This window comes from Psychrobacter sp. TPE 89C, assembly GCF_055522395.1.
Genome location: NZ_JBVFXW010000003.1, coordinates 24,603 through 43,499, shown reverse-complemented (window position 1 = coordinate 43,499; position 18,897 = coordinate 24,603). Strand labels below are relative to the sequence as shown.

Below are 18,897 nucleotides of genomic sequence, written 5' to 3'. Positions count from 1 at the left end.
ACAATAGGCTTGCATTGAATTTAGACGTTATCAGCTGGCCATAAAAAACCCACTGAGCAATCGCTAAGTGGGTTTTTGGTTAGGTACTGTTGTTTAGACTTTATTATTAAAAATTAAAATGAACCAAACATAGTACCTAAAGTGATAACAGTGACGACCGCTACCAGTGGAATAGCCATTGTGACCATGGCAACGTTTAGATATGACTGCTTATGGGTCAGACCACAAATCGCTAGCAAGGTGATAACCGCACCACTGTGTGGCAAGGTATCTAAACCACCAGCTGCCATGACAGCGACTCGATGCATCAGCTCTGGATCGATGCCAGCATTTACAGCCATTCTGAGATAGTCTTCACCCAAAGTGGATAGAGCAATACTCAAACCACCAGACGATGAACCGGTAATACCCGCCAGCGTGGTCATTGCGACCGCTTCTGAGATGAGTGGGTTTTCAGGGCTTAGGTTCAAGATGCTATCACGAATGATAAGGAAGCCTGCCAACGAGGCGATGACAGCACCATAACCGACTTCCGATGCCGTGTTGAAAATCGGCAACATAGAGTCGTAAGTACCACGGTTAATGGTTTTTTGTAGATTGTTCCAATGTCCGATACGTAGCAAGATTAATACCACACAAGCCACAACCAATGAGAGAATAATTGACCATAATCCGAGTGAGCCTGCGATATTCAAGTCAGGAAACTGTGTCTGTAGAGCGCTAAAGTCTATCGATGGAAAGATAGCGTACGTTAATACAGCGTTTAAACCGATGACCAATATTAGCGGAATCATCGCAACGGTAAATGAGGTGTGATGCGTGTTTAATGCTTCAGTTTCTTTTGCAGTTGAACTGATACCGCCCACATCCTCTTCATCATGCTGACCATAGCCTTCACCTGCTGCATTGGCTTTTCTGGCTCGTGACTGCAACCACAACCAACCACCAATAAACATCACTAGACCGCCGATAATACCCAAAATAGGCGCGGCAAATACGTTGGTATTGTAATAAGGAATTGGAATGGCATTCTGAATGGCAGGCGTACCTGGCAATGCTGTCATGGTAAAGGTAAATGAGCCCAAAGCAATCGCTGCTGGTATCAAGCGCTTAGGAATATCGGCAGCTTTGAACAAGTCTTTGGCGATTGGATAAATAGCAAATGCCACGACGAATAATGACACACCGCCATAGGTCAAAATAGCACAGACTAAGATAACGGCTAAAATGGCTTTGCTAGCACCAAGCTTTTCGACCACAGTATTGGCAATCGCTGTCGCTGCACCAGAATCTGCCATCAAACGCCCAAAGAGCGCGCCCAATAAGAAAATAGGGAAGAATTTCAGTAGAAATCCACTCAAAGCACCCATGAAGACATCGGTATAGGCGGGAATACTGCTTAAAAAGTCACCTGAAAGAAATACGGCTAATGTCGCCATAATCGGTGCTAAGATCAGCACAGAATAACCGCGATAAGCAAAAAACATGAGTAACAATAAGGTAATGACAATAGCAAGCGTACTAAACATGATGGCCCTCCTTGGCAAAAAAATAAGGCAGCGAGTATGCCGTGCTTATCCATATAGGTCAATAAAATTAATCAAAACAGGTCTATTTCGTCTGTTTTATCAAACATAAATCTAGACTCATGTGCTATCCATCATTAATATCTTACCGATCTATATACTGCACAGCGTTGACTCACATGCGCTGACTGTTATTTTATAGTCGCTACGAAAATAATATGTTAAGTTAGCACAAGTGTTTCACGCATGATATAGCGATATAAAATGTATTGTTATGGATGACAATATAAAATACAATGTTTTCCATTTATTAGGTGCAGTAAACAGTAATTGCTCTCAAATATGATAATCGTTCAACATAGCTCTAACTATAATTTTTACAACCAAACATTAAATTTACAAGGAATGTGAATATGTTTAGTGCCATCACCAATATGAGCGTGCAGCTAGTCAATCGCTATCTACCATCCCCATTCGTATTTTCGATCGTTTTGACCCTCATCGCGTTTGCGGTGGGACTGGCTATTACTGGCCAAGATATGATTGCTATGGCAGGGCACTGGGGCAATGGATTATGGTCATTACATAGCTTTGCCATGCAAATGGCATTGGTCCTAGTGACAGGCTACGCATTTGCCAGCGCACCATTCATTCAGCGTTTGTTAGACAACCTTGCCAGTAGAGTGCATTCTCCTACGACCGCTATTATCGTATCGACCTTGGTTGGTCTGGTCGGTTCATGGATAAACTGGGGGTTTGGTCTTATCATCGGGGCTATCTTTGCGAAAGCCTTGGCAAAGAAAGTCGCTAATGTCGATTATCCGCTATTGGTCGCTGCTGCTTACTCAGGTTTCGTGATTTGGCATGGCGGTTTTTCAGGTTCGATACCGCTGACACTTAGCTCTGGCGGTGATACGCTGCTGACGCTATCAGGCAATACCATGACCGAAGCGGTACCTCTGTCACAGACGGTATTTGCAGGCTATAACTTGTTGCTAGTAGGTTTGCTCATCATTATTTTGCCACTCGTCAATCGCTTTATGCATCCCAAAAACCCTACGGTTATCGATCCTAAGTTGATAAAACAAGAAGTATATGTCGCGCCTCAGAGAGACACGCCGGCACAAAAACTAGATGACAGCCGTATTATTGCTGTTATCCTATTGGCCTTGGCGCTGATGTACTATATCAGCGAGTTTGGTAGTAACGGTTTTAACCTCGGGCTCAACATCGTCATTGGGCTGTTTTTGTTTATAGGGTTGCTATCGCATGGCACGTTAGAGCGTTATTATCGTGCCGTACACTCAGGGATAGGTGGCATCACAGGTATTGTGCTACTGTTCCCGTTCTATGGCGGTATCATGGGCATCATGACTGGTGCGAATGCTGATGGGATTTCTATCAGTACGCAAGTGACCGAATTTTTCGTCAATTCAGCTTCTGCAGATAGCTTCCCAATCTTTGCCTTTTTAAGTGCAGGTCTGGTCAATGTCTTTGTGCCGTCAGGTGGTGGACAGTTTGCCGTACAGGGTCCTGTTATGATTCCTGCTGGCATTGAGCTAGGTGTGAATCCAGCAATCACTGCGATGGCGATAGCATGGGGTGATGCATGGACCAACATGATTCAGCCGTTTTGGGCCTTGCCATTGCTAGGTATCGCAGGTTTAGATGCTCGTGCCATTATGGGCTACTGCCTGATCGTACTGGCGGTATCTGGTGCCATTATCATGAGCGTGTTTTGGCTACTGGTATAGTTATTCCACTATAAAAATATTAGATATAAATCTACACGCGGCAGCCTTGTAATATTTTTAAATTGAATCGAATCGACTATACAAGGCTATAACGCGCAAAAAAATAAGCATGATGAGTTTTCGCTGTTAGGTCTTATTAAAAGCAACAATCAAACGGATAATTGAAATACTTAATTCAGCATTAGTTTATGCACGGATTAAAAATATAAATGACAATCATAGGAGACAAGCATGAGTCAATCAAAAATATATAGCAGTGCCGAAGAAGCGCTAAAAGGCGTCGTAACTGACGGGCAAACACTTGCTATCGGCGGTTTTGGTCTATGCGGTATTCCAGAATCGTTAATCGAAGCATTGCGTGATAGCAAGGTTAAAGGCTTGACCTGTATCAGTAATAACGCAGGCGTGGATGACTTCGGTCTTGGGCTGTTACTACAGACTCGCCAAATCAAAAAAATGATTTCATCATACGTTGGTGAAAACAAAGAATTTGAGCGTCAATATTTGGCTGGCGAGCTAGAAGTTGAGCTGACCCCACAAGGCACATTGGCTGAAAAATTGCGTTCAGGCGGCGCTGGTATCCCTGCATTTTATACCGCAACAGGCGTAGGTACACTGGTCGCCGAAGGTAAAGAGACGCGTGATTTTGATGGTCGAACTTATGTATTAGAGCGCTCATTACGTGCGGATGTGGCATTGATCAAAGCGCAAAAGGCTGATAAAGCAGGTAATCTAATCTTTAACAAAACTGCTCGTAACTTTAACCCAGACTGTGCAATGGCGGGTAAAATTACGATTGTCGAAGTCGAAGAGATTGTAGAGACAGGCACCTTTGATCCAGATGAAGTGCATCTACCGGGTATTTTTGTTCAACGTATTGTATTGAATAATAGCCCTGAAAAACGCATCGAAAAAACGACAATTAAAGCAGTGTAAGGTGCTTAAATAAAGATGTGGTCGAAGCTTGATCGTATGTGAAATTAATAGTCAGTTCTTATGTTTATGACAGTTTAGATAGCTCATCGTCTAGATGAAGAACCGTTTAAGTAAAGAGCTGCTTAGATAAATAAAAATAGAATATCGTAAAAAAATAAGGAATTTACCATGGCATGGACAAGAGAACAAATGGCGCAGCGTGCTGCACAGGAACTACAAGACGGCTATTACGTAAATTTAGGCATTGGTCTACCAACGTTGGTCGCTAACTATATTCCTGAAGGCGTGGACGTGTGGTTACAATCAGAGAACGGCTTACTAGGTATTGGCGAGTTCCCAACAGCAGATAACGTTGATGCTGACTTGATTAATGCTGGCAAGCAAACGGTCACAGCAGCGCCAGGCTCCAGCTATTTTAGCAGCTCAGAGTCTTTTGCGATGATTCGCGGTGGCCATGTCAATTTGGCGATATTGGGTGCGATGGAAGTATCAGAAAATGGCGATTTGGCCAACTGGATGATTCCAAAAAAGATGGTCAAAGGCATGGGCGGTGCGATGGATTTGGTCGCAGGTGTGCAGCGTGTGATTGTCCTAATGGAGCAAGTTAATAAACACGGCGACCCAAAAATTCTGGCCAATTGCGAGCTACCATTGACAGGCAAGGGCGTGGTTGATCGTATCATCACCGAGCTTGCAGTGTTGGATGTTACTGATAACGGGTTAAAATTGGTTGAGTTAGCAGACGGTGTTAGCTTTAAAGAGTTACAAGAAAAAACGCCAGTAAACATTATCCAGTAAACTTTGTACAGTAAGCTCTTTACTGTAATGTGATTGTCTTAACATTAATGAGCTCCATCCCTCAGATAAATACGCCACTATAATTATAGTGGCGTATTCATTCAGTTCTATTTTTATAAAAACTAACAATATTTTAGACCATTATAAGGAATATGTATGGCGACCCAATTACAACAAGATTTGACAGGCAAAGTAGCATTAGTCACTGGCTCTGCAAGTGGTATCGGACGTGACATCGCTGAGACTTATGCAAAAGCAGGTGCAGCGGTTGGTATTGCAGATATTAATCTGGAAGCGGCACAAAAAACCGTTGATGCTATTGAAGCGGCTGGCGGACGTGCTCTCGCGATTGCCATGGATGTTACGTCAGAAGATGCAGTCAACGAAGGTGTACAGCAGCTAGTAGATACCTTTGGTGGTATTGATATTCTAGTCTCTAATGCTGGTATTCAGATCATTGACCCTATTGATAAAATGGCTTTCAGCGATTGGAAAAAAATGCTCAATATCCATTTGGACGGTGCATTTTTAACGACCAAAGCAGCGATTAAGCATATGTATAAAGGCGATAAAGGCGGCACGGTCATTTATATGGGCTCTGCTCATTCGCATGAGGCCTCATTATATAAAGCCCCTTATGTGACTGCCAAGCATGGATTATTAGGTCTGTGTCGTGTATTGGCTAAAGAAGGTGCCGAGCATAAAGTACGTTCGCATGTGATTTGTCCAGGCTTTGTTAAAACACCTTTGGTAGAAAAACAAATCCCAGAGCAAGCAGCTGAAAAGGGCATCAGTGAAGAGTCGGTTATTAACGATATCATGCTGGTAAACACGGTAGACAAAGAATTTACGACGGTAGAAGACATTGCGCAATTGGCGCTATTTTTAGCAGCATTCCCAACCAATGTATTTACGGGCCAGTCTATCGTGGCCAGTCATGGCTGGTTTATGAACTAACGACTATTCTACTGACGGAATAGCCACTAGTATTCTTCTAGATTCTTATCAGATCAGCATCTTTTTTTATGTCCATTAGAGCTAATTAGATTGGCTCTTTTTTATTGCTTTTTCCTGTCTGTTTTTTGACTAATGGTTGAGATAGTTTAAGAAATAGCAGGCAGCAAACTTGGCTCACAGTAGAACATATGTAGCAAAGCTCAGTCCTACTGGCGTTGTGGTTTTTTTATGCTTGTAATTCAGCTACACTATCAAGATAAAAGGTCTGGCTAAACGCTCATATATTATATAGTCAATCCTCTATAAATTGGATACGGTGTCAGGCTCGCTTAGTCTACTACTTGTAGCACTTTCACTCGCCTTCCTTGTATTCAAATTATATTGAACCGACTATGTGGTTTATCATATCTACTATGGTGTTGAACGAGCTGTTTTAGCATACCAACCCACTTGTATAGGCAGTAATGGTCGCTATGTTTAACTTTATGAAGAAAACTCCCACTAATAAACCAGAAACGCCAGAGCAGCGCGCAGCTCGAGATAGTGCTGTGGACAAGGTATTACTTGGTTATGAAGTCGGTACGGTTAGTATCGCGACTATGGTAACGGGTCTTAATCGCGATGGTGACCAGCTCACTTTAGACTTGCGTCTACCGCAAGAGAGTAAGCCTGAAGCCATTCAGCAAGAGCTGGGTCAATTACTGCATCCGCATGGTATTACGACGATTCATATGAATGTACGTCTACCAGCGCCAGAAAAAGGCTCAGGTTCAAGTTTACCAAAGAAAATGCCAAAGACGACCAATGCTATGGACAGTCAGAGCAAGCCTGCAGCCAATCCTGATGACAATAGTAATAATGATAACAATGCTGAACCACCGATTACTAAAGCGGCACCGACACAAGCATCGTTAGCAGCACATCCGCGTATTCGCCATATTATCGTGGTGGCATCGGGTAAGGGCGGCGTCGGCAAATCGACAACGACAGTTAATATCGCGTTGGCATTACAAAAGCTTGGTAATCGTGTTGGTGTGCTGGATGCTGACATTTATGGTCCTAGTATGCCTACGATGTTGGGCGTTGCCGATGTGAAGCCACAACTAGAGAACGAGCAATTCGTGCCTGTTGATGCACATGGCATAGCGATGCTGTCAATTGGTAGCTTACTCGATGGCGATAATACGCCTGTCGCATGGCGTGGACCGAAAGCGACTGGTGCTTTGATGCAGCTTTATAATCAAACCAACTGGCCACAGCTAGATTATTTGGTGATTGATATGCCACCCGGTACTGGCGATATACAGCTAACATTGGCACAGCGCATTCCAGTCACCGGAGCCGTGATTGTGACGACACCGCAGCATGTTGCACTACTTGATGCGCAAAAAGGTATCGAGATGTTCAATAAAACTCATATTCCTGTGCTTGGTGTGGTTGAAAACATGGCGCTACACACTTGTAGTAATTGTAATCATACCGAAGCTATCTTTGGTACCGGTGGCGGCGAAAAAATCGCTGAACAATATCATGTACCATTATTAGGACAGTTACCTTTAGCCAGCGGTATTCGTGCTCAAGTGGATAAAGGCGAACCAAGTGTATTGGCCGATGATGAGTTTGCGCCATATTATTTGAGCATTGCTAAAAATATCGAAACCAATATTAATAAATTCGCAAAGCCTGTCGATGATAAGCGAATTTTCTGATAGTTATTCAGTGTAGATGTCTCAATCTCAACGCTTAACATTTGGTATATATGGAATGAGGGTATTGAGAGTTGTCTAATCATCGATTTGATTTATCCACCTAATAGTGTGGTGGATTTTAAAGTCGTCGCTACCCTATAAATTGAGTCATCAATTCCGTATAATCGTCGCTATTAAATATTTGCTAAGGAATAACAATGTCTATCAAATCTGATCGCTGGATTCGTAAAATGGCCGAAGAGCATGGCATGATTGAGCCATTTGAAGCGGGTCAAGTACGCTTTAACGATGCTGGCGAGCGTTTGGTGAGCTATGGTACGTCAAGCTATGGTTATGACGTGCGCTGTGCCCCTGAGTTTAAAGTATTCACCAACGTACATTCAGTCGTCGTTGATCCTAAGAACTTCGATGAAAAAAGTTTTATTGATATCGTTGGTGACGAATGTATCATTCCGCCAAATTCATTTGCATTGGCTCGTACCATGGAATATTTCCGTATTCCACGTGATGTATTGACTATTTGCCTAGGTAAATCAACGTATGCGCGTTGCGGTATTATCGTCAACGTGACGCCGCTTGAGCCAGAGTGGGAAGGGCACGTCACTTTAGAGTTTAGTAATACCACCAATCTACCAGCACGTATCTATGCCGGAGAAGGTGTGGCACAAATGCTTTTTTTCCAAAGTGATGCTGATGACGTTTGTGAGACCAGTTACAAAGATCGCGGCGGTAAATACCAAGGTCAGCGTGGTGTGACACTACCAAGAACCTAGATTAGGTCTTAGGCGATACGCAGCACAAAAAAAGCCAGTCATATTTTATATGACTGGCTTTTTTATATAGAAAAATCGACTACTTTAAGACTTTTAAACCTGCTTTATTATCACGTTTTGGCTTGGGCGCAGCAGTAGAGACTGTCTTAACCGTCACGTCTGAGTCGTCTTCAGGTACGTAATTATCATATTCGTTAGGATCAAAGAACATACCCTGTGAGTTCTCTTTTGCATAGATACCCAATACGGCAGTCAATGGCACCCAAATTTCTTGCGATACACCACCGAAGCGGGCACTGAAGTTAATATAGTCATTTCCCATACTCATATTACCAGTTGCACGGCTAGCAATATTGAGCACGATACGACCATCTTGCACATGCTCTCTTGGAATCTGTACTTCTTCAGCAGTGGCATCAACCATTAGATACGGGGTAAGTGCGTTGTCTTCTATCCACTGATATAGTGCGCGCACCATATAGGGACGTGTTGGAGTAATAGAGGTGGTTTCGCTCATTTGATGATTTCCTATACGAATTATTTTTAATAGTGAACAGATACTTCTTGGAGTAGCTTGTTCATTGAAAAAACCTAAATAAATATTACTTAACTTCTATTCTAATAATTTTCTATTCTAAGCCAGCTGTCTAATCAACGCACACTTTTTTGAAAGCTATCACGTTCAAAGACACGCTTTTGATAATCAAATAATGGACGACTAATGGCACGAGGCAGTTCGATATTCATCTCTTCAAGTCGCCACAATAACGGTGCTAATAGTATGTCACACCAGCCAAATTCATCTGCCATAAAATAGGGCTTATGGGCAAACAAAGGCGATAAGGTAATCAGCGAGTCACTCAGCTGTTTCTTGGCAACCACTGCTTGTGCTTTATTAAAGCTATCTGGATGTACGAGTAGGCGCTTACCAAGTGAGAGCCAATCACGCTGAATACGCCACGCTAACTGTCTGAACTGTGCACGCTCTTGCGGGGTATCAGGCAGGAGCTTGTTTGTATGATAGCGTTCTTCGAGATACTCAAAGATGACATTGATCTCATAGAGTGCAATTTCTCGCTGCTGTAATACAGGCAAGGTATGATAGGGGTTTAGCTCAGTCAAATCTTCAGGGCGCTCAGAATGTAAGCGAGACAAATAGTAAGCGAGCTTTTTTTCTTCAAGTAATAGGCGTACCACATGACTGTCGTAGCCATCATCAGCATACAAAATCAGCTGACTACTTGGAATGTCGTTCGCATCAATCATGAAAGCCTAATGTTAATAGTAAAGACTATCATCGTAAACAAAGTTGACCTGATTATCAAGGCAACGTACGTAAACATTGCTTGTGAGCGCTTTATTTGTCTACTTCTTTGGCGATAGCGCTACTATTTAATGGTTTATCAGAATAGAAAAAGGCATTACCGAAGTAGTGCCTAATGTCATGCTCGTTTTTTATGTTTCTACTACTATCTTATTTTACGTCTTTCCAGAATTCTTTGTTCAGTAAGTAAACTGGGATGAGGAGTACTAGTAAGAATAGAATCACAAAGAAACCAATCACTTGACGGTCATGGCGAGCAGGTTCACCCATCCATGCCATGAAGTTAACCAAGTCACCAACTTCGCTCTCAAACTCTTCTGCACTCAATTTTTCTTGCATATTATGCAAGACGTGAGGCATAGCAGCGTTTTTAAGCACTAGGTTATTAGCGCCCCAAGGACGGTTTGGATCTTCATAAAACGACAGTAGGTAAGTATATACCCAATCATCGCCGCGTAGTCTTGTCTCAAGCGACAAATCCGGAGGCGCAGCACCAAACCAAGATGCTTGAATATCAGGATCAATCTCAGCAGTGATATGGTCACCGATTTGATCGGTGGTGACCATCAGATACTTTTCAACCAACTCAGGCGGTATTTCTAAATCTTTGGCAATGCGCGAATGACGAACATACTTGGCTGAGTGACACCCAGCACAGTAGTTCATAAAGATTTTAGCACCGTTTTGTAGTGAACCCTTATTGGTAAAATCAATAGGAGCTGTACTACAAGCCAGATGTTCATCAACGCCATCGGCATTAGTGAACGTACCACAGCCACTACCTTCGGCCATTGCGGTACCAGCAGTCAAGGTTAATGCCGCGCCCAAGCCTAGAGCAGCTAGGGATTTAATTAGCGTGTTCATTAGTGACCTCCGGTAACGCGTTCTGGTGGCTGTTTACACTTCTCAATAGCAGTGTAGAACGGCATCAATAAGAAGAATAAGAAATACAAGACCGTAAATATACGAGCCATTAAAGTTGCTGTTGGGGTCGTTGGTGTTGCACCCAAGTAGCCTAGTACGACAAAGCTAATAGCGAATACTGTTAAAGCAATCTTAGACAATATGCCTTTATAGCGTATAGAACGTACTGGTGATCTATCCAACCATGGTATCAAGAATAGTACGGCAATTGCAGCACCCATCGCGACCACACCACCTAGCTTATCAGGAACTGCACGTAAAATAGCGTAGAACGGCGTGTAGTACCATACTGGTGCAATATGTGCTGGTGTTTTCAGTGAGTTCGCTGTCTCAAAGTTTGGTGGCTCAAGGAAGAAACCGCCGCCTTCTGGGAAGAAGAATACCACTGCAAAGAAGCAGATGAAGAACACAACAATACCAACCATGTCATGCACAGTGTAGTACGGATGGAATTCGATACCGTCTAATGGCACACCATTTTTATCTTTTAGCTTTTTAATGTCAATGCCATCAGGGTTGTTCGAACCCACGTGATGCAGTGCCACCAAATGCATAAATACTAAGCCTACCAGTACTAATGGAATAGCAACAACGTGTAGAGCAAAGAAACGGTTTAGCGTAATGCCAGAGATAATATAATCACCACGTACCCATTCAGCAAGACCATCGCCGATCACAGGTAGGGCAGCAGGAAGGTTCAAAATAACCTGTGCACCCCAGAATGACATGTTACCCCAAGGTAATAGATAACCAAAGAAGCCTTCTGCCATTAGCGCTAGGTAAATACCCATACCGATGAGCCAAATAAGCTCACGCGGTTTTTGGTATGAACCATATAGTAATGCGCGGAACATATGCAAATATACCACGACGAAGAACGCTGATGCGCCAGTCGAGTGCATATAACGAATGAGCCAACCGCCTTTTACATCACGCATGATGTATTCAACAGAGGCAAACGCCCCTTCGGCACTTGGGTTATACATCATCGTCAGCCAAATACCAGTCACCAATTGGTTAACCAGTACAATCATTGACAATACGCCAAAGAAGTACCAAAAGTTAAAGTTCTTTGGTGCATAGTACTTTGACATATGGTATTCATAGGTTTCGGTCGCTGGGAAGCGAGCGTCCACCCAATGCATTAACTTTTTACCCATACTCATATTAAGCCTCCCCAACCGTCAAGATGGTACCATCCATGTTGTACTCTGGAATAGGTAAATTAAGCGGTGCTGGAACGCCACTAAAGACGCGACCGGCTAAGTCATATTTAGACCCATGACACGGGCAGAAAAATCCACCAAACCAGTCATTACCACCCAAATCAGCTGCACCAACATCAGGACGATAGTTCGGTGCACAGCCTAGATGCGTACAAACGCCTTCGACGACCAACACAGTTGGTTCTAAAGAGCGAGTAGGATTGGTACAGTATTCAGGCTGTAACGATGCTGCAGACTCAGGATCAGACAATAATGGCTTGACTGATTCTAGTCCTGCAATCATCTCTTCGGTACGTTTAACCACATAGATAGGTTTACCACGGTATTTGACAACAATCATCTGTCCTGCTTCGATAGAACCAATGTCTTGGGTCACTGCAGCCCCTGCAGCCTCAGCTTTAGCGCTTGGATACCAAGAACGGACAAAAGGTGTTGCCACAGCAGCGACTCCAACTGCACCAATCGCGGCAGTTGAGGCAATAAGAACTCTACGGCGTTGTACATTAACGCCTTCGGCTTGGCTCATTAATACTTCCTCCAGGTGAATGAAATGGGATTATCCCACACTGGGTTTGTGACTTATAAAATATATAATATCAAGCCACTTTGGCTATGCCTAATTTTGCTAATTGTTGCTATTCTAAGCTATTTCGGTGATAAAATAAATTATTGCGTTAAAAATAAAGCAACCTTAATAGGATATATTATAAGGTTGAAAGTGATAACCTAAGTAAAGTAGATGGTTTATCACTATCTGGACTCTGTTTTCTAGCAAGGATTATAAATGCGGATGACCTTATAATTAATAAGGATATTTAGCAATAGCGAATGATACTTGAAATTAAGGTAACTTTCACTATCTAACTGCTTTGTAAGTCGCTATAAACGAATAATCACCACTTTGTACAATCAAGTGGTGATTATTTTTTAATATTTAACTGCTTACCACTATAAATGCTCATCAAATAAGCACTTATCAAAGAATCTAAAACGAATACTTAACCCTCTAGCGTACTCCAGCGTTCAAGCTTGTTCATCATCTCGTCTTCGATAGTCAATAGACGCTCACTAGCAGCAGTCGCCGCATCAAAGTCGGTATTGAACCAAGAGCCATCAGCTAACTTTTCTTGTAGATCATTTTGTTCAGTTTCTAATGCCGCGATTTCTTTTGGCAAATTGTCTAGTTCGCGCTGGTCATTAAAGTTAAGCTTCTTGGCTGCTTTATTGGGTTTTGCGGCTGTTGGTTTACTGGCTACTTTACTTGCTGCATTATTGGCCGGTGCTCTAGCAGCGTGTGCAGCTTCCGCACGGGTTTTTTGTACCAGATACTCTTGATAACCGCCAACGTATTCACTAACAGTGCCTTTGCCATCTTCATCTTCGCCGAAGACCCATGTTGAGGTAACGACGTTGTCCATAAATGAACGATCATGACTGATGAGCAAAATCGTACCACCAAAGCTGGCAACTGACTCTTCTAATAGCTCAAGTGTTGCCATATCCAAATCGTTGGTTGGCTCATCAAGTACCAGAATGTTTGCAGGCTTCAATAATTGCTTGGCAAGTAGGACGCGGTTACGCTCACCACCTGATAATGCTTTGACAGGTGTACGTGCACGCTCTGGGGCAAACAAGAAGTCTTGCAAATAGCTCATGATGTGTGTCTTACGACCACCCACTTCTACAAAATCCGAGCCTTCTGAGACGTTTTGCGCCACACTGGCTTCAAGGTCTAACTGATCACGCAACTGATCGAAGAATGCGATTTTTAGATTAGTTCCTAATTCAACGCTACCAGACTTGGTGACTTCGTCATCAGACATATCCAGTAGGGCTTTAATAAGGGTGGTTTTACCAGCACCGTTAGGTCCAACAATACCGATTTTATCGCCGCGCATGATAGTCGTCGTAAAGTTTTCAACCAATACATTACCGTCATACTCAAGATGTAAGTTTTTAACTTTACAGACGAGCTTACCGCTTTTCTCGCCTTGACCCATCGTGATGTTGACATTACCAACTTGCTCACGGCGATCGCTACGCTCTTCACGTAAAGCTTTTAGCTCACGGACACGGCCTTCATTACGGGTACGACGGGCTTTAATACCTTGACGAATCCAAACTTCTTCTTGTGCCAGTTTTTTATCAAAGTTAGCGTTATTTTTTTCTTCAGCCAGTAACTGTAGCTCTTTTAGCTCTTGATAGCGTGCATAACCACCTTCACCTTGAGTGACGTCATAGCTGGTCAATTGACCACGATCCAGCTCGATGATGCGCGTCGATAGTTTGTTAACGAATGCTCTATCATGGGTGACGAATAACAATGTCAGACCTTGCCAATCTAATAAAAAGCGCTCTAACCATTCAATACTATCAACATCTAAATGGTTGGTTGGTTCATCGAGAAGCAGTACATCAGGTTTGGTTACCAACGAGCGTGCCAGTAGTACACGGCGCTTACGGCCACCTGATAATGAAGACAAATCATCGTCTGGGTTAAGCCCCATGGTTTTGATAAGGCGGGTTGCTTCGCGCTCTAGATCCCAGCCATGTACGGCATCGATATCATGTTGCAAATCAGCCATACGCTCGCAAGCATCCATATCGCCATTCGCACATAAGTCAGTTTGGGCGTTATAGTTGATAAGCAGATCGGCCGTGCGGCGGCTGCCACCCATAACGATATCCAAAATACGTCCGCTGGTTTCAGGAACGTCTTGTTCTAGCATCGCAACACGTACGCTACTATTGATAATGACTTCGCCACTATCAGGTTGTAAGGTGCCGCTAATCAGCTTAAATAGAGTGGATTTGCCTTCGCCATTACGGCCAATTAGACAGACGCGCTCGCCTGCTTCGATAGCAAAATCAATGCCATCAAGTACAGGAGCGACGCCAAATGCAAGGTGAATATCTTTTAAATGTATCAGTGCCATAGAATATCTTAAGCTTATATAATAGTGAGGTAGGGGTTGTTGCAGAATTGCTAGCAGTATAACATGCCACTACGTGACTGTAGTGCGTGTAAATAGTTTTATACACACTATTTATAGCCACCATTTTAAAAGTCTTGTTTTTTAATAGCGGTAATATATCGGTTACCCATTTGCTTGTGTAACCAATCCTACTAGCTTTATATTTACGATAACTCAGAGAAAGACATGAATCAATCTAACACTCAAGACAACGCTAAAAAAGACGACGCAGCTATGCAGGTTGATTTACAAACGCAACAAATTATGGACCTGCAAATGAGCATGGCGCATCTTGAGATGACAGTAGAGAGACTCGATGCAGTGATTGCACGTCAAGATAAGGATCTTCAGACATTACAGCGACAGTTGCAGCTGATTTATAAGCAAGTGGATAGTCAAGATACAGAAACTGGCATTGCACCATTTGATGTGATGGCAGACAGACCGCCTCATTATTGATATATATATAAATGTTGAACCGTTAATAAAATTATATTCACGTATTTATATAAAGGTGATATATGATGACTATCTGGTCATAATGAAGAAATAATGTATTCTTATAGTTGTTTTAATGTTCGAAAATCATTACTATTCTCCATCTCGGATGCTGCTTACTCGTCAAAAATGGGTAAAGCAGTAAAACAATGTGGACGTTTGGAGACATATATGCGCAACACCTTTCATTTAAAAACTCTTACAGTAGCTGTTGCTGCACTTTCTATTACTAGCATTGCTAGTGCTGCCGGTCTTGATCGCTCAGGTCAGGATGTCACCGCATTTCTACAAGACGGCACCTATGCCGAAGCCGTCTATACTTATATCGATGCTGATGTGACAGGTAATGACGTCTCAGGTAATAAAATTGGTGATATCGCTGAGTCTTATGATTTCTTTCGTTATGGCGTAAAAGCAGACGTTAATGATACTTTTAGTGTTGGTATCTTATATGATGAGCCTTTTGGTGCTGCGGCTGACTATAGTGGTGACAATAACTTCGTCGACCAAAATACCGCTTCACCTAGAAATGGTGAAGGTACAAATGTAGAAGTACGTACTGAAAGCATTACGGGTATCATTGGTGCAAAGTTCGGCGAAAATAAGAACTACCAAGTATATGGTGGTCCAGTGGCGCAGCGCGTAGAAGCTGATGTAAAGCTGCGCGGTCCAGCTTATAGTGCTGCTAATGGCTATACGACTCATATTGGTACAGATCAAGAGTATGGCTATATTGCTGGTATTGCATACAGCAAACCTGAAATTGCATTGAAAGCTGCTTTAACCTATCGCTCAGAAATCGAGCATACAGCTGATGCTGCTGAAAGTTATCCTGCAGTAGCAAGCTTCCCTGGATATGGCCCAAGATCAGGTGATATTGATATTACTACCCCTGAGTCAGTAAACTTTGATTTCCAGACTGGTATTAATCCTACGACTTTAGTCACAGCAAAAGTACGTTGGGTACCATGGAGTGATTTTTCAATTGTACCGTCATTATATAATGACGTTAGCAAGTTGAACCCTGCCTATCAACCAGATGGCCTACCATTGGTAAGCTATGATGAAGATCAGTGGCAAGTAGAACTGGGTATGGCTAAACGTTTAGCACCAGCTTTAGCAGTAAGTGGTACCGTTGGGTGGGATAGTGGTGCTGGTAATCCTGTGACCTCTTTAGGCCCTACAGAAGGTTATTATAGTGCTGGTTTAGGTGCTAAGTATAATGTCACTGAAAACTGGGCAATCTCGGCTGGTGGTAAATATTTGTGGCTTGGTGATGCTGATGGTCAAGTGCCAACTGGTGATACTGTTGCTACCTTTGAAGACAATGATGGCTTTGTACTTGGTGTAAAGGTTTCTTACCAAGCGCTATAAATCATATGTCCATTATACTGTTAAAGGTATAATTTAGCGGCGAAAAAAAACGACTCATAATGGGTCGTTTTTTTGTGCGTGCATTACTATTTTTAAGGAAAGTAATTGCTATCTTTGTGTGCTTAACTACTGCTGATTCCGTATCTAGCTGCCGTATACAAGCAATTCTAATATTATTTAAATGACAATCATATCTTAAAAACATATACCAGTATTATATTTATATGCTATTTGTACTGTCCAGTCATAATGGGGAAATAAAGCACTTTAATTGTTGTTTTAGTGTCAAAAAGGCATTAGTATTCAACTTAGGACACGACTTTGATAACTTCAATGTTAAGCGCAATAATGCTATATGTTGATTGTTAAAGTAGTAATACAACAAGGACCGTTGGAGATACACAATGCGCAATCACTTTCATTTGAAAACCCTCGCAGTAGCAATTGCTACTCTTTCTATAGCCAGCGTCACAAATGCAGCTGGACTCGATCGTTCAGGTCAAGATGTCACCGCCTTTTTTCAAGATGGCACCTATGCTGAAGCCGTTTATACCTACATCGATGCTGATGTGAGTGGTTACGACAGTGCTAATACTAATCCTTCTCAAAATGCTTATGAACGTGGTGACAAGACTGGTGATATTGCTGAAGCCTATGACTTTTTCCGCTATGGTGTAAAAGCCGATATCAATGATACTTTTAGTGTTGGTGTCTTATATGACGAACCTTTTGGCGCGGCGGCTGAATACACTCAAAGCAACTTCGTATCGCAAGGGGATATAGACGCTTCTATTTCTTCTATTACTAATGGCGCAGCTCCGAGTCTAGCAGCAGCACAGGCTGGGATCGGTGCACTTGCTGCAGGAGAGGCAGCTGGTGCACTAACTCCAGCACAGCAAGCTCAATTAGATGGGTTGCGTGGAGCAGTGGCAGTAGCACAAGCTGAGGCTGGTAATGCTGGCGAAAATACCAATGTTGAAGTTCGTAGCCAAAGCCTAACAGGCATGCTTGGCATGAAGTTTGGTGCTAACAAAAACTTCCAAGTATATGGTGGTCCAGTTGCACAGCGTATTCAAGCAGAAACTAAATTGCGTGGATTGGCTTATGGTCCTGCTAGTGGCTACACCTCAACCAGTAATCCTGATATGGACTATGGTTACATAGCAGGTATTGCCTATAGTAAGCCCGAAATTGCACTAAAAGCAGCACTGACGTACCGTTCTGAGATTGAACACAATGTAGATATCGCTGAGAGTTACCCATTAGTAGCTATCAGAGCCGTAGCAGCAGGAGCGACTGCAGAACAGGCCACGGCATTATCAAATAGAGCAAGTAACTATGAGATTACCACACCTAAATCAGTCAACTTTGATTTTCAAACTGGTATCAATCCTACGACATTAGCGACGGCAAAAGTACGTTGGGTACCGTGGAGCGATTTCGTGATTACACCACCACTTTATAATGATACTAGTAAAATAAGTTATGGCCCTGATGGTCTAAACTTGGTTGAGTATACTGACGATCAGTGGCAAGTAGAGCTTGGTTTAGCTAAACGTGTAGCACCAGCACTAGCAATCAGTGGAACGGTTGGTTGGGACAGTGGCGCTGGTGATCCAACGACATCGTTAGGCCCTGTTGAAGGTTACTATAGCGTTGGTCTTGGTGCTAAGTACAATTTCACTGAGAACTGGGCCGTATCAGCTGGTGGTAAATATCTGTGGTTCGGTGATGCAAAAGGACAGTTACCTAGTGATAAATTGGTTGCTGACTTCCAAGACAATGATGGTTTCATCGCTGGTCTAAAAGTTTCCTATCAAGCAAAATAGTATTAACTGTTGTGTAGTAAAAAAAGCGACCATCTAAAGGTCGCTTTTTTATGGCGTGTTTTATATGGACTTTCTTATAAAGAGTTTAATAACGAATAATAGGACATGCTGTTCAGTGAAAAAATGCTGATTGCTGCAATCGTTATGAGTAAATATAGGGTAAGTGATAAATTACTGTGGTTAGGTAGACTGAAGCTATAGAGGGGGTTTAAGGTAAGCTATCGAGTTTCAGCTTGTATGCTATGCGGGGTTATCTGAGAACTATAGCGCTACGATTGGATACTATACGAGTTA

At 42.7% G+C, this 18,897-nt stretch carries 16 protein-coding genes; 9 read left to right on the top strand and 7 right to left on the bottom strand.

The genetic code is table 11. The features are described 5' to 3' along the window. Positions 1 to 113 precede the first annotated feature (113 nt). Positions 114 to 1,529 (bottom strand): GntP family permease, encoded by a 1,416-nt coding sequence (locus tag ACZW67_RS01870; RefSeq protein ID WP_465181944.1) that lies wholly within the window; start codon positions 1,527 to 1,529, stop codon positions 114 to 116. A 410-nt stretch (positions 1,530 to 1,939) separates the two neighbouring features. On the opposite strand from ACZW67_RS01870, the gene ACZW67_RS01865 reads away from it, so the two are divergent. The 6 genes from ACZW67_RS01865 to dcd all read left to right on the top strand — a co-directional run bounded on the left by ACZW67_RS01865 (position 1,940) and on the right by dcd (position 8,453). After that, complete coding sequence (locus ACZW67_RS01865; RefSeq protein ID WP_465181943.1) at positions 1,940 to 3,280, top strand: short-chain fatty acid transporter; 1,341 nt, start codon at positions 1,940 to 1,942, stop codon at positions 3,278 to 3,280. A gap of 231 nt (positions 3,281 to 3,511) precedes the next feature. Further along, positions 3,512 to 4,216 carry a CoA transferase subunit A gene (locus ACZW67_RS01860; RefSeq protein ID WP_465181942.1) on the top strand — a complete coding sequence of 235 codons (705 nt, stop codon included), beginning with the start codon at positions 3,512 to 3,514 and terminating at the stop codon, positions 4,214 to 4,216. A 168-nt stretch (positions 4,217 to 4,384) separates the two neighbouring features. Beyond that, positions 4,385 to 5,014 carry a 3-oxoacid CoA-transferase subunit B gene (locus tag ACZW67_RS01855; RefSeq protein ID WP_201590417.1) on the top strand — a complete coding sequence of 210 codons (630 nt, stop codon included), beginning with the start codon at positions 4,385 to 4,387 and terminating at the stop codon, positions 5,012 to 5,014. A 156-nt stretch (positions 5,015 to 5,170) separates the two neighbouring features. Further along, positions 5,171 to 5,971, top strand: coding sequence for a 3-hydroxybutyrate dehydrogenase (locus ACZW67_RS01850; RefSeq protein WP_197102776.1), 801 nt, complete (start codon positions 5,171 to 5,173; stop codon positions 5,969 to 5,971). Positions 5,972 to 6,444: 473 nt separating this feature from the next. Next, on the top strand, positions 6,445 to 7,680 hold the full coding sequence (gene apbC / locus ACZW67_RS01845; RefSeq protein ID WP_201590422.1) for an iron-sulfur cluster carrier protein ApbC: 1,236 nt from the start codon (positions 6,445 to 6,447) through the stop codon (positions 7,678 to 7,680). Between the two features lie 197 nt (positions 7,681 to 7,877). Next, entirely contained in the window at positions 7,878 to 8,453 is a 576-nt protein-coding gene (gene dcd, locus ACZW67_RS01840; RefSeq protein WP_010199897.1) for a dCTP deaminase, read from the top strand. A 79-nt stretch (positions 8,454 to 8,532) separates the two neighbouring features. On the opposite strand, the gene ACZW67_RS01835 is transcribed toward dcd, so the two are convergent. The 6 genes from ACZW67_RS01835 to ACZW67_RS01810 form a co-directional block, all read right to left on the bottom strand. Further along, a complete protein-coding gene (locus ACZW67_RS01835; RefSeq protein WP_465181941.1) occupies positions 8,533 to 8,970 on the bottom strand; it encodes a ClpXP protease specificity-enhancing factor in 438 nt (145 codons plus the stop codon). Positions 8,971 to 9,104: 134 nt separating this feature from the next. Further along, complete coding sequence (locus ACZW67_RS01830) at positions 9,105 to 9,719, bottom strand: glutathione S-transferase N-terminal domain-containing protein (protein ID WP_465181940.1); 615 nt, start codon at positions 9,717 to 9,719, stop codon at positions 9,105 to 9,107. 208 nt (positions 9,720 to 9,927) lie between these two features. Then, entirely contained in the window at positions 9,928 to 10,641 is a 714-nt protein-coding gene (locus ACZW67_RS01825) for a cytochrome c1 (protein WP_465181939.1), read from the bottom strand. Beyond that, positions 10,641 to 11,846: a cytochrome b gene (locus tag ACZW67_RS01820; RefSeq protein WP_181416241.1), complete on the bottom strand. Its 1,206-nt coding sequence runs from the start codon at positions 11,844 to 11,846 to the stop codon at positions 10,641 to 10,643. Before ACZW67_RS01820 ends, ACZW67_RS01825 begins: the two co-directional genes overlap by 1 nt. 22 nt (positions 11,847 to 11,868) lie before the next feature. After that, positions 11,869 to 12,453 (bottom strand): ubiquinol-cytochrome c reductase iron-sulfur subunit, encoded by a 585-nt coding sequence (gene petA / locus ACZW67_RS01815; RefSeq protein WP_110922523.1) that lies wholly within the window; start codon positions 12,451 to 12,453, stop codon positions 11,869 to 11,871. 472 nt (positions 12,454 to 12,925) lie between these two features. Continuing rightward, entirely contained in the window at positions 12,926 to 14,863 is a 1,938-nt protein-coding gene (locus tag ACZW67_RS01810) for an ATP-binding cassette domain-containing protein (RefSeq protein ID WP_465181938.1), read from the bottom strand. A gap of 225 nt (positions 14,864 to 15,088) precedes the next feature. On the opposite strand from ACZW67_RS01810, the gene ACZW67_RS01805 reads away from it, so the two are divergent. The 3 genes from ACZW67_RS01805 (at position 15,089) to ACZW67_RS01795 (ending at position 18,603) form a co-directional block, all read left to right on the top strand. After that, entirely contained in the window at positions 15,089 to 15,361 is a 273-nt protein-coding gene (locus tag ACZW67_RS01805) for a SlyX family protein (RefSeq protein WP_465181937.1), read from the top strand. A gap of 210 nt (positions 15,362 to 15,571) precedes the next feature. Next, positions 15,572 to 16,774, top strand: coding sequence for an OmpP1/FadL family transporter (locus ACZW67_RS01800; protein ID WP_465181936.1), 1,203 nt, complete (start codon positions 15,572 to 15,574; stop codon positions 16,772 to 16,774). Positions 16,775 to 17,178: 404 nt separating this feature from the next. Beyond that, positions 17,179 to 18,603 carry an outer membrane protein transport protein gene (locus tag ACZW67_RS01795; RefSeq protein WP_465181935.1) on the top strand — a complete coding sequence of 475 codons (1,425 nt, stop codon included), beginning with the start codon at positions 17,179 to 17,181 and terminating at the stop codon, positions 18,601 to 18,603. Positions 18,604 to 18,897: the final 294 nt, after the last annotated feature.